This window comes from Tessaracoccus lubricantis (assembly GCF_039544535.1).
Classification (GTDB): Bacteria; Actinomycetota; Actinomycetes; order Propionibacteriales; family Propionibacteriaceae; genus Arachnia; species Arachnia lubricantis.
Genome location: NZ_BAABLV010000016.1, coordinates 45,518 through 58,983 on the forward strand (window position 1 = coordinate 45,518; position 13,466 = coordinate 58,983).

General features: G+C 67.3%; 3 protein-coding genes. All 3 read left to right on the plus strand.

Translation table 11 applies throughout. The features are described from left to right. Window positions 1-17: 17 nt before the first annotated feature. Window positions 18-749, plus strand: a complete 732-nt coding sequence (locus ABEA30_RS04775; RefSeq protein ID WP_345579766.1) for a class F sortase — start codon at window positions 18-20, stop codon at window positions 747-749. A 361-nt stretch (window positions 750-1,110) separates the two neighbouring features. Continuing rightward, window positions 1,111-5,883 carry a DUF7507 domain-containing protein gene (locus ABEA30_RS04780; protein ID WP_345579769.1) on the plus strand — a complete coding sequence of 1,591 codons (4,773 nt, stop codon included), beginning with the start codon at window positions 1,111-1,113 and terminating at the stop codon, window positions 5,881-5,883. Between the two features lie 563 nt (window positions 5,884-6,446). Beyond that, the coding region (locus tag ABEA30_RS04785) for a beta strand repeat-containing protein (RefSeq protein WP_345579772.1) at window positions 6,447-13,466 on the plus strand (7,020 nt) is incomplete at its 3' end.

Sequence of the window (13,466 nt, forward strand, 5' to 3'; positions counted from 1 at the left end):
CGGGTTACGCTGGTCGGGTGACTGGAGTGCGGCGCCGCAGGGGGTGGCGGGTGGCCCTGTGGGTGCTGCTCGCCGTGGCACTGGCTGCGGGCGGGGGATTCCTCGTCTGGAAGGGCCTGCAGGAGAGGCCGCCGGAGGAGACGCCGGAGCCCAGCCGGACGTTCTCGATGAGCGCAGAGGAGGCGGTTGCCGCCCGGCCCTCAGACGCCCCGGACGTGGAGACGATCGTGATCCCGCCGGAGCTCAAGGAGTCGCTCGGCCCCTACGTGCGGACCGAGCCGGTCCCCGAGGACACCGAGGGCGACTTCATCAGCCGGCTGCAGATCCCGTCGATCTACGTCGACGCCGGCATCGTCGACCAGGGCGTCTCCGCCGACAACGCGATGAACCTGCCCAGGAACCTGTCCAAGGTCGGGCTGCTCGACACCGTCCAGCCGTTGCGCGCCCGGAGCGGCTCGACGTTGATCGCCGGCCACGTCGTCTACAACGGCGATCGCGGCGCGCTCTACTACCTGGGCGAGGTCAAGCCGGGTGCCGCCGTGTCCACGTGGGACGACCGCGGCCGACGCCAGGAGTGGGTCGTGAGTGGCGTGCACCTCTACCGCCAGACGGAACTCCCCGATGAGCTGTTCGCCACCGACGGCGAACGTCGGCTGTACCTGGTGACCTGTGGCGGGGACTTCATCCGGACCAGCCGCGGATGGCTCTACTCCGACAACATCGTCGTGACCGCCGTCCCGGTCTCCTGACGGCCGGGCGCAAGGACCGGCTCGCCGCGACGGGGGGCTGAGCCGGGCGCGCGGCTCCCGGTGTGCGTCGACGACGTGGTGTGCCTCGACGACCATCCACCCCGATTCGGCACCCGCCCCTGGCGCGGGCCTGTGTGGAAGAAAATTCCGTAAACTCACTACGAAGGGGTGGCGACATTGCGTCCCCGTTGTCATAGTGTGCGAAGCAAGGATTACAAGGGGGGCACCTTCCAGCGCGGGGGATCAATTCCTTTCGCAACAGCATTCCCTGCGCGTGCCAGACGCCTCCCGGGGATACTTCCCGGGGCAGCTGGGGCAATGAATGCCGCAGCCTCCGGCGCGAGTGAAGAGGGGAAGATTGATGTCCAGACAGCCCAACAACGTAGGTCATGTGCCATGGCGCAGCCGCACCTGGAGGGTGGTCTCCACCTGGTCCGCGTTCATCCTGGTGCTCCCCCTGATGGGGGTCCTCGGAGCGCAGGCCACGGAGACGCCCGCCCAGGACCCTGCCATCGCCGCGATGGCAGCAGAGACCCCGACCGCCACCTTGACCGAGGTCGATCCCGCAGCGGTCACCCCGACGCCCGAGGTGTCGGTCAGCGAGCAGGCGGCCCCCGTGGAGGAGGCACCGCCGGCTGAACCGCCAGCAGAGGAACCGATCCCCACGGAAGTGGTGGAGGAGCCCGCGCCGGAACCGGCACCGGCCCCTGAGCCGGTCGTCGTCGAGGAGCCGGCCGTCGAGGAACCCGCCGTCGAGGAACCGGCGCCCGTGCCGGCCGATCCCGTGGTCGAGCAAGCGGAGGCACCCGCTCCGGTGAACGTGGCACCTCCGGGCGAACTGCCGGCGCTCGAGACCGAGACCGCTCCTGCGGCTGAGGCCCTCGTCGAGCCGCTCGCCACCGAGAACTGCACCGTCGACGCGGTGACGCCCATCAACTGGAGCGGGTCGCCGTCGTTCGTCTACGACGCCTGCGGCAACGCGACGGACGACATGTTCACCCAGGGCTCGAAGGAGGACGGGAGCCTCGAGGACTGGACGCACGAGTTCCCCAGCTCCGGCAAGAGCACCGACATCGTGAGCGCCGCAGTCGACGTGGCCTACGTCGGCGACGACCCCATCCTGTACTTCGGCTTCAACCGCTACTCGGTCGAGGGCGATGGCGCGTTCTACCTTGAGCTCAACCAGGAACCCAACACGGTCAACGGCAACGGCACGCCCATCCCGAACCGCACGGTCGGTGACCTGCGCTTCGCGTTCACCACCTCCACCACCGAGGGCTTCTCCGCGCAGCCGCTCGTCTACGAGTGGGACGGCGACTCCTGGGTGCTCGTCACGGGCATCCCGTCGACGGCCTTCACCTACGCGGTCAGCGGCGACACCGTCGAGTTCACCTTCAACCTCAACGCCCTCGTCGGCGATGGCGAGGAGATCGAGTGCGGCCGGCTGGGCTTCAACTCGCTGTACCTGCGTTCGACGGCGTCCTCCAGCCTCGACTCGTCGCTGAAGGACTTCGTGACCGGCCCGGTCGACGTCGACCCGTGCCCGAGCCTCGAGATCAAGAAGCTCGACATGGACGACAACCTGGTCGGTGGCGCCACCTTCGAGATCTCGCCGGACCCGCGGGACCGCAGCATCGATTCCGTGACCATCACCGAAAACGGTGACGGCGACGACTCCGACACGCTGGGCATCATCCGCTTCGACGAGGCCAAGAACGGCGAGTACACCATCGAGGAAGTCTCCGCGCCTGACGGTTACCTGCTCCCGCTCCCGGCGGACCGGGTGGAGACGATCACGGTGGGCCTGACAGACGACGTGTCCGTCAGCTTCCATGACCCGCAGGTCCCGACGCTCTCGAAGACCGCCGTCGCGACCTACCACGAGACCTACGTGTGGGAGATCGTGAAGATGGTCGACGGTGAGGAAACGGTCACCCATCACGTGGGCGACGAGCCGGTCGTCGTCGGCTACGACGTCGAGGTCTCCCTCGTCGGCGTGCAGCGCTCCGGCTACTCGCTGACGGGCGTCATCACCGTCGTCAACCCTGACGTGGCGATGAAGGTCTCCCTGTCGGACGAACTGGCACCCGGCATGGAATGCACCATCACGGGCGTCGCCGCCGACACCGGCAACGTGAACCTCGCCGTCGGCACGAACGAGTTCACCTACACCTGCATCGGCGACGGGCAGCTGGGCGACATCCCGCTCAGCGGCACCAACACCGCCACGCTGAAGGTCAGCGAGGCCAACTGGTCCACCGCCTTCCCGGACGGCACCGACGACGTGACCGTGACCGCCACGCAGGACTACGCGTTCGCCGGCGCCACCGCCTCCAACCAGACGGTGACCGTCACGGACACGTTCGACGGCGTGACCACCCAGCTGGGCACGGTCACCGCCAACGACGCGGGTACCGCCGTGACCGCGGCGGCGACGACCGGCACGGTTGTCACCAGCGGCACGACGGCGACCTTCAGCTACACCCGCACCCTCGAGGGAGATCCCGAGGCAGACGAGTGCCAGGTGTACACCAACACCGCTCGCATCGTTGAGACGCAGCAGTCGTCCGACGCCGAGGCGACGGTGTGCGTGCCTGACATCTCGCTGACCAAGACCGCCTCGCCCACGATCTACGACGCGGTCGGCGACGTGATCACCTACACGTTCGTGTCGACCAACACCGGCCAGTCCACGCTGACCGACGTCACGATCACCGACCCGCTCGAGGGCCTCAGCGCGCTCGTCTGCATGCCGGCGCAGCCCGCCACCCTGCTCCCGGGTGAGTCGATGACCTGTACCGCGACGTACCTGATCACCCAGGACGATCTCGACTCGGGCTCGGTCTACAACCTCGCCACCACCGTCGGCACGCCGCCGGAGGGTGAGGACGTGACCGACACCGATGACGAGACCGTCACCGGCCAGGAGTTCCCCGCGATCCAGCTCCTCAAGTCGGCCGATGTCGATTCGTACGACTCGGTGGGTGACGTGATCACCTACACGTTCGTGTCGACCAACACGGGCAACGTGACCCTCACCGACGTGATGATCACGGATCCGTTGGAGGGCCTCAGTGAGCTGACCTGTGATCTGGAGGCTCCTGTGACGCTGGCTCCGGGTGAGTCGTTGACCTGCACCGCCACGTACGTGGTGACGCAGGCTGATCTCGACGACGGGTCGGTCGACAACGTCGCCACCACCGTCGGTACCCCGCCGGAGGGCGAGGACGTGACGGACGACGACGACGAGACCGTGCCCGGCGAGCAGCTGCCCGCCATCGACCTGCTCAAGACGGCCTCGCCCACGATCTACGACGCGGTCGACGACGTGATCACCTACACCTTCGTGTCGACCAACACGGGCAACGTGACCCTCACCGACGTGATGATCACGGATCCGTTGGAGGGCCTCACCGAACTCACGTGTGACCTGGAGGCTCCTGTGACGCTGGCTCCGGGCGAGTCGCTGACCTGTACTGCGACGTACCTCATCACCCAGGACGATCTCGACTCGGGCTCGGTCTACAACCTCGCCACCACCGTCGGCACGCCGCCGGAGGGTGAGGACGTGACCGACGACGATGACGAGACCGTCACGGGAGAGGCCTTCCCGGTGATCGAGCTTGTCAAGACGGCCGATGTCGATTCGTACGACTCGGTGGGTGACGTGATCACCTACACGTTCGTGTCGACCAACACGGGCAACGTGACCCTCACCGACGTGATGATCACGGATCCGTTGGAGGGCCTCACCGAGCTGACCTGTGATCTCGAGGCTCCTGTGACGCTGGCTCCGGGCGAGTCGCTGACCTGCACCGCCACATACGTGGTGACGCAGGCCGATCTCGACGACGGGTCGGTCGACAACGTCGCCACCACCGTCGGTACCCCGCCGGAGGGCGAGGACGTGACGGACGACGACGACGAGACCGTGCCCGGCGAGCAGCTGCCCGCCATCGACCTGGTCAAGACGGCCGACGTCGAGTCGTACGACTCGGTGGGTGACGTGATCACCTACACGTTCGTGTCGACCAACACGGGCAACGTGACCCTCACCGACGTGATGATCACGGATCCGTTGGAGGGCCTCAGTGAGCTGACCTGTGATCTCGAGGCTCCTGTGACGCTGGCTCCGGGCGAGTCGCTGACCTGCACTGCCACCTACACGGTGACGCAGGCTGATCTCGACGACGGGTCGGTCGACAACGTCGCCACCACCGTCGGTACCCCGCCGGAGGGCGAGGACGTGACGGACGATGACGACGAGACCGTGCCCGGCGAGCAACTGCCCGCCATCGAGCTGGTCAAGACCGCAGACCGTGCCGAGTACGCCGAAGTCGGTGAGATCATCACCTACACCCTGGTGGCGACCAACACCGGCAACGTCACCCTCACCGATGTGGTGATCGACGACGAGCGCTTCGACGTCGAGGACGCCCTCTGTGCAGAGTCGCTGGCACCGGGTGAGGAGTGCGCGATCGAGCTGAAGTACGAGGTGACCCAGGACGACATCGACGCGCGTTCGATCGTCAACGTCGCCATGGTCGAGGGCACCGCGCCCAACGGCGAGACGGTCACCGACGAGGACGACGCCCTCGTCGAGGGCCCGATCCCGGCCGGTCCGGAACTCACGCCCGGCATCCAGCTGATCAAGCACGCCGACAAGGCCGGCCCCGTCCGCCAGGGTGACGCGATCGTCTACAGCTTCACCGTGACGAACACGGGTGAGACCGTCCTCACCGACGTGCGCGTCGACGATCCGAAGCTCGCGGCGGCGGGAATCTCGGTGACCTGCCCGGTCACCGAGCTCGATCCCGGCGAGTCCACCACCTGCACCGCCTCCGCGGCCTATGTGGTCACGGCGGCGGACGTGGCGGCGGGCAAGGTGCTCAACCTGGCCACCGCGACCGGCGAGACGCCCGAGGGCGAGCCTGTCACGGACCAGGACGACCACCAGGTGCCGACGGAGCCCACCCCTGTCGTGAGGCCTCCGGCGCAGCCGAAGCCCATCGTCAGGAGCGGTGACCCGACCGGAGGCGGTATCGACACGGGCTCCGTGCTCACCGGTGTCGCACTCCTGGTGCTGGCCGGAGGCGCGGCGGCAATGGCCGGTACGAGGCGGCGCCGCAGCTGAGGCGTGAGCCTCCGGGCCGAGCTCACCCCCCGGCTCTGTTCGGAGGTTTGCCAGGTCCGGCTTCGACTGGATCAAAAGGGCCGCCCCCGCGTCGAAAGACGCGGGGGTGGTTCCTTTGTGACAAAAGTAACTTTCCGCGAGAAATTCGGTTGCCAGACCACCCGGCAGTGTCGGCTAAAAAGATGACATCGGCACCGGCTTTGACACCAGATTCCCGATGTGCTTCGCGCGCGCTCCCGTCTCTCCCGCGTGATGTGGCGGATTCATTGCGTGAACGACGACGTGTAGTTTTCTCAGGAAAATCTTGGCATACCAGAAATACAGAAAGTTCCTTACGGATGGAACTGGTTGACATGCCGGTTCCATGCCGTTCACCCCTCCGCTCAGCACACCTCCCGCGGTCGTCCCCGGGGGAGTTGGGGCGCATCGTGCCGGCTTCCTCAGGAGTCCGAAAGAGGAAGATGATGTTTGGGCAGTCGCACACCGTAAGCCATGGATCATGGCGCAATCGCACGTGGAGAATCGTCTCCACCTGGTCCGCCTTCGTCCTGGTCCTCCCGCTGATGGGGGTCCTGGGGGCGCAGGCCGACACCGAGGAGACGGCGGCCCCCACGCCTGCCGTTGCTGCCATGGCCGAGGAGTCTCCGACGGTGACGTTCGGGGCACTGGCGGCCGAGAGTCCCACCAGCGAACCGGTTGCAGAGGAGGAGACTCCGGCAGCGACGCAGGTCGCGGAAGTTGAGCTGCCCGCCAGCCCCGAGCCTGTGCCGTCGGAGGTGGCGGCCGAGACCACGCCAGACACGGGCGAGAGCGCCGAGCCGGCGCCCGCCGAGGCGACGGAGGCGCCCGCTCCTGCCGAGACCATCCAACAGGCGCCTCAAGCCCCCGCAGCCAGGCCAGCCCAGAACGCCGAGCCGGCAGCGGCGCCGGCCTCCGACCCCAGCGGCTCCCAGGCCCCACTGGCGGCCGAGGTGCAGCAGGAAGCAGAGATCGGCGTGCTGGCCACGGCCAGCTGTGACAGGGACCGGTTCACGCCCATCGCCTGGACCGGCACCCCGCAGTACGTCGACGACGCGTGCGGCAGCAATCCCGACGACATGTTCACCCAGGGCTCGAAGGAGGGTGATCCGCTGAGCACGTGGCAGCAGGGTTCCCCGTCATCCGGCGCCAGCACCGACATCGTGAGCACGGGCGTCGACATCGCCTACGTGGGCGACGATCCCATCCTCTACTTCGGCTTCAACCGCTACGCGGGCCAGGGTGACGGCGGTTTCTACCTCGAACTCAACCAGAAGCCCAACACCACCAACTCCAAGGGCGCCCTGGTGCCTGACCGCACCGTCGGTGACCTCCGGTTCGCCTTCACCACCTCCACCAACAGCGGCTTCTCCCAGCCCACCGTCTACGAGTGGAACGGCTCCACGTGGGTGGTGAAGACCGTCTCCGCGGACGCGTTCACCTACCGCACCGCCGGAGACACCGCGGAGTTCACCTTCAACCTGTCGGCGCTGATCACCGGCGGGGGCCAGCTCGAATGCGGGCGCCTCGCGTTCAACTCGCTGTACCTGCGCTCCACCGCGTCTGCCGAATTGTCGTCGTCGCTGAAGGATTTCGTGACCGGCGCCATCAATGTCAACCCGTGCCCCAGCTTCCAGATCGAGAAGCGCGACATGCAGGACAACTTGGTGGGCGGCGCGACGTTCCGCATCTCGCCGGATCCGCGTGACCGCACGGTCGCCTCGGTGACCGTCACCGACAACGGCGCCGGCGACGACTCGCCCACCGCCGGCATCATCAAGTTCGATGAGGCGAAGAACGGCGCCTACACCGTCGAGGAGATCACGGCGCCCACCGGCTACCTGCTCCCCGCCACTGACCAGCGCACCAAGACTGCCACCGTCACCCTGCGCGACGGCGCCACGCTGCAGTTCGCCGACCCGCGGGTGCCGACCGTCACCAAGACGGCGTCGGCCACCTTCACCGAGACCTACGTGTGGGCCATCGAGAAGACCATCGACGGCGTGAAGGAAGTCACCTACCACGTCGACGGCACGGCACCGGTCGTGGCCGGCTACGACGTCGAGGTGTCCCTCGTGGGCGTGCAGCGGTCGAACTACGCCCTGACCGGCACCATCACCGTCGTCAACCCCGACGTCGCGATGAAGGTCAGGCTGACCGATGCGCTCGGTTCTGGCGAGGCCTGCACCATCACCGGTGTCGAGGCCGGCACGGGCAACCTCGACCTGCCCACCGGCACCACCACGTACGACTACTCCTGCATCGGGGACGGCCAGCTCGGTGACATCCCGCTGACCGGCACCAACAACGCCACGCTCACCGTGAGCAAGGCCAACTGGGCAACCGCCTTCCCGGCCGCCGACGGCGGCGCCGCGAACGCGTCGGTCACCGGCAGCGTCGCCTACACCTTCTCGGCGGGCAACCGCGTGAACCAGTCGGTGACCATCACCGACACGTTCGAGGGTGCCACCGGGACGCTCGGCACCGTCACGGCCAACGACGGCGGCACCGCCCTCACGGCACCTGACGCCACCGTCGACGGCCTGAGCGCCACGTTCAGCTACGACCGCGACCTGGCTGCAGACGCCGCCGTCGCCACGTGCGCCGTGTACGACAACACCGCGACCATCACGCAGACGGGTCAGACCTCGAGCGCCGAGGGCGTCGTCTGTGTGCCGGAGATCACGCTCGTGAAGTCGGCTTCGCCCGCCACCTACGATGCGGTCGGTGACGAGATCACCTACACGCTGACGGCCACCAACACCGGGCAGTCGACCCTCACCCACGTGACGATCACTGACGCCATGCTCGGCCTGGCCGACGCCCCGTGCGCCACCACGCTGGCGCCGGGCGCCTCGTGCACCGTCACGGACACCCACGTCGTCACCCAGGTCGACCTCGACGCGGGCAGCATCTTCAACACGGCCACCGCAACGGGTACGGATCCTGCTGACAACCCGGTCAGCGACGATGACGACGAGACGGTGACCGGAGACCGCTTCCCGGCGATCTCCCTGACCAAGGAAGCCGACGTCGCGACGTACGACGCGGTGGGTGATGTGATCACCTACTCGTTCGTGTCGACCAACACCGGCAACGTGACCCTCACGAATGTGACGATCACGGATCCGCTGTCGGGCCTGAGCGCCTTGACGTGTGACGTCGCGGCTCCGGTGACGCTGGCTCCGGGCGAGTCGCTGACCTGCTCGGCGACGTACTCGGTGACGCAGGCCGACCTCGACAACGGCATCGTCGAGAACACCGCCACCACGGTGGGTACCCCGCCGGTGGGCGACGACGTGACCGACACCGACGAGGAGGACGTGACCGCGGTGCAGACCCCGGCCATCAACCTCGTGAAGTCGGCCACCCCCACGATCTACGACTCGGTGGGCGACGTGATCACCTACTCGTTCGTGGCGACCAACACGGGCAACGTGACGCTCACGGACGTGACGATCACGGATCCGCTGCCGGGCCTGAGCGCACTCACGTGTGACATCGCGGCCCCGGTGACGCTCGCTCCTGGTGCGGAGTTGACCTGTTCCGGCACCTACGCCATCACGCAGGCCGACCTCAACGCGGGCTCGGTCTACAACGAGGCCACCGCCGAGGGCACCCCGCCGCAGGGCGACGACGTGACCGCCACCGACGACGAGACGGTGACCGGCGACGAGTTCCCGGCCATCTCCCTCACGAAGACGGCAGACGTGGCGTCCTACGACTCGGTGGGTGACGTGATCACCTACTCGTTCGTCGCGACCAACACCGGCAACGTGACGCTGAGCAACGTGACGATCACGGACCCGCTGCCCGGCCTGTCCAGCCTCACCTGTGACCTGACCGTCCCGGCCACGCTGGACCCGGGGGCCCAGCTCACCTGTAGCGCGACCTACTCCGTCACCCAGGCGGACCTGGACAACGGCTCGGTGGACAACACGGCCACGACGTCGGGCACATCCCCGGCCAACGAGACCGTCAACGCCACCGCCGATGAGAGCGTGCCCGCACGACAGGCCCCTGCCATCAGCCTGGTCAAGGAGGCCAATGTCGCGACGTACGACGCGGTGGCTGACGTGATCACCTACTCGTTCGTCGCGACCAACACCGGCAACGTGACCCTCACGGACGTGACGATCACCGACCCGCTCCCGGGCCTGAGCGCACTCACGTGTGACGTCGAGGCTCCGGTAACGCTGGCTCCGGGTGAGTCGCTGACCTGCTCGGCGACCTACTCGGTCACCCAGGCCGACGTCGACAACGGCATCGTCGAGAACACCGCCACCACGGTGGGTACCCCGCCCGTGGGCGACGAGGTCACCGATACCGACGAGGAGGACGTGACCGCGGTGCAGACCCCGGCCATCAGCCTGGTGAAGACGGCCGACGTGGAGACCTACGACGCGGTGGCTGATGTGATCACCTACTCGTTCGTGGCGACCAACACCGGCAACGTGACCCTCACGGACGTGACGATCACCGACCCGCTCCCGGGCCTGAGCGCACTCACGTGTGACGTCGAGGCTCCGGTAACGCTGGCTCCGGGTGAGTCGCTGACCTGCTCGGCGACCTACTCGGTCACCCAGGCCGACCTCGACAACGGCATCGTCGAGAACACCGCCACCACGGTGGGCACCCCGCCCGTGGGCGACGAGGTGACCGACACCGATGAGGAGGACGTGACCGCGGTGCAGACCCCGGCCATCGCCCTGGTGAAGTCGGCCACGCCGCTGACGTATGACGAGGTGGGTGACGTGATCACCTACTCGTTCGTGGCGACCAACACGGGCAACGTGACGCTCACGGACGTGATGATCACCGACCCGCTGACGGGTCTCTCGGCGCTGACCTGTGACATCGCGGCTCCCGTGACGCTCGCCCCTGGTGCGGAACTCACCTGCTCTGGCACCTACGCCATCACGCAGGCCGACCTCGACGCGGGCTCCGTGTTCAACGAGGCCACCGCCGTGGGCACCCCACCGCAGGGCGACAATGTGACCGACACCGACGACCAGACCGTCACGGCAGCCTTGGAGCCGGCCATCGATCTGGTGAAGACGGCGAACGTGGACACCTACGACGCGGTGGGTGACGTGATCACCTACTCGTTCGTGGCGACCAACATCGGCAACTTGACCCTCACGAATGTGATGATCACGGATCCGCTGCCGGGTCTCTCGGCGCTCACGTGCGACGTCGCGGCGCCGGTGACGTTGGCTCCGGGTGAGTCGCTGACCTGTTCGGCGACCTACTCGGTGACCCAGGCCGATCTCGACAACGGGATGGTCGAGAACACTGCCACCACGGTGGGTACCCCGCCGCAGGGCGACGATGTGACCGACACCGACGAGGAGGACGTGACTGCGGTGCAGACCCCGGCCATCGACCTGGTGAAGACGGCCGACGTCGAAACCTACGACGCGGTGGCTGACGTGATCACCTACTCGTTCGTCGCGACGAACACGGGCAACGTGACCCTCACCGATGTGACGATCACCGATCCGCTGCCGGGCCTGAGCGCCTTGACGTGCGACGTCACGGCTCCGGTGACGCTGGCACCGGGTGAGTCGCTGACCTGCTCGGCGACCTACTCGGTCACCCAGGCCGACCTCGACAACGGCATCATCGAGAACACCGCCACCACGGTGGGTACCCCGCCGCAGGGCGACAATGTGACCGACACCGACGAGGAGGACGTGACCGCGGTGCAGACCCCGGCCATCGACCTGGTCAAGACGGCCGACGTCGAAACCTACGACGCAGTGGCTGACGTGATCACCTACTCGTTCGTCGCGACCAACACGGGCAACGTGACCCTCACCGACGTGACGATCACGGACCCGCTGCCGGGCCTCTCGGCAATGACCTGCGATGTCGAGGCTCCGGTGACGCTGGCTCCGGGTGAGTCGCTGACCTGCTCGGCGACCTACTCGGTGACCCAGCCCGACCTGGACAACGGGATGGTCGAGAACACTGCCACCACGGTGGGTACCCCGCCGGTGGGTGACGATGTGACCGACACCGACGAGGAGGACGTGACCGCGGTGCAGACCCCGGCCATCAGCCTGGTGAAGTCGGCGAGCTCGCCCACCTACAACTCGGTGGGCGACGAGATCACCTACACCTTCGTGGCGACCAACACCGGCAACGTGACCCTCACCGACGTGACGATCACCGACCCGCTGGACGGCTTGTCGGCGCTGACCTGTGTGCCGGCGCAGGGCTCGTCCCTGGCCCCCGAGGCGCAGATGACCTGCACGGCGACCTACGTCGTCGACCAGGCTGATCTCGATGCCGGTTCCGTGTACAACGAGGCCACCACCTCCGGCAACCCGCCGGTGGGCCAGCCCGTCACGGACAGCGACGACGAGACGGTCACCGCTGCTGTCGAGCCGGCCATCCTGCTGGTGAAGACGGCGAACGTGGACACCTACGACGCGGTGGGTGACGTGATCACCTACTCGTTCGTGGCGACCAACATCGGCAACGTGACCCTCACGGACGTGTCGATCACGGATCCGCTGCCGGGTCTCTCGGGGCTGACGTGTGACGTCGAGGCTCCGGTGACGTTGGCTCCGGGTGAGTCGCTGACCTGTTCGGCGACGTACTCGGTGACGCAGGCCGATCTCGACAACGGCATCGTCGAGAACACCGCCACCACGATCGGCACCCCGCCGCAGGGCGACAATGTGACCGACACCGACGAGGAAGACGTGACCGCGACCCAGCTGCCCGCGATCGACCTGGTCAAGACCGCCGACGTCGAGACCTACGACGCGGTGGCTGATGTGATCACCTACTCGTTCGTGGCGACCAACATCGGCAACGTGACCCTCACGGACGTGTCGATCACGGATCCGCTGCCGGGTCTCTCGGGGCTGACGTGTGACGTCGCGGCGCCGGTGACGTTGGCTCCGGGTGAGTCGCTGACGTGCTCGGCGACGTACTCGGTGACGCAGGCCGACCTCGACAACGGCATCGTGGAGAACAGCGCCACCACCGTCGGCACCCCGCCGGTGGGCGACGATGTGACCGACACCGATGAGGAGGACGTGACTGCGGTGCAGACCCCGGCCATCAGCCTGGTGAAGACGGCCGACGTCGAAACCTACGACGCAGTGGCTGACGTGATCACCTACTCGTTCGTCGCGACCAACACGGGCAACGTGACCCTCACGTACGTGACGATCACCGATCCGCTGCCGGGTCTCTCGGCGCTGACGTGTGACGTCGAGGCTCCCGTGACGCTGGCTCCGGGTGAGTCGCTGACCTGCTCGGCGACCTACTCGGTCACCCAGGCCGATCTCGACAACGGGATGGTCGAGAACACTGCCACCACGGTGGGTACCCCGCCGGTGGGTGACAATGTGACCGACACCGACGAGGAGGACGTGACTGCGGTGCAGACCCCGGCCATCGACCTGGTGAAGACGGCCGACGTCGAAACCTACGACGCAGTGGCTGACGTGATCACCTACTCGTTCGTCGCGACCAACACGGGCAACGTGACCCTCACCGATGTGACGATCACCGATCCGCTGCCGGGCCTGAGCGCCTTGACGTGC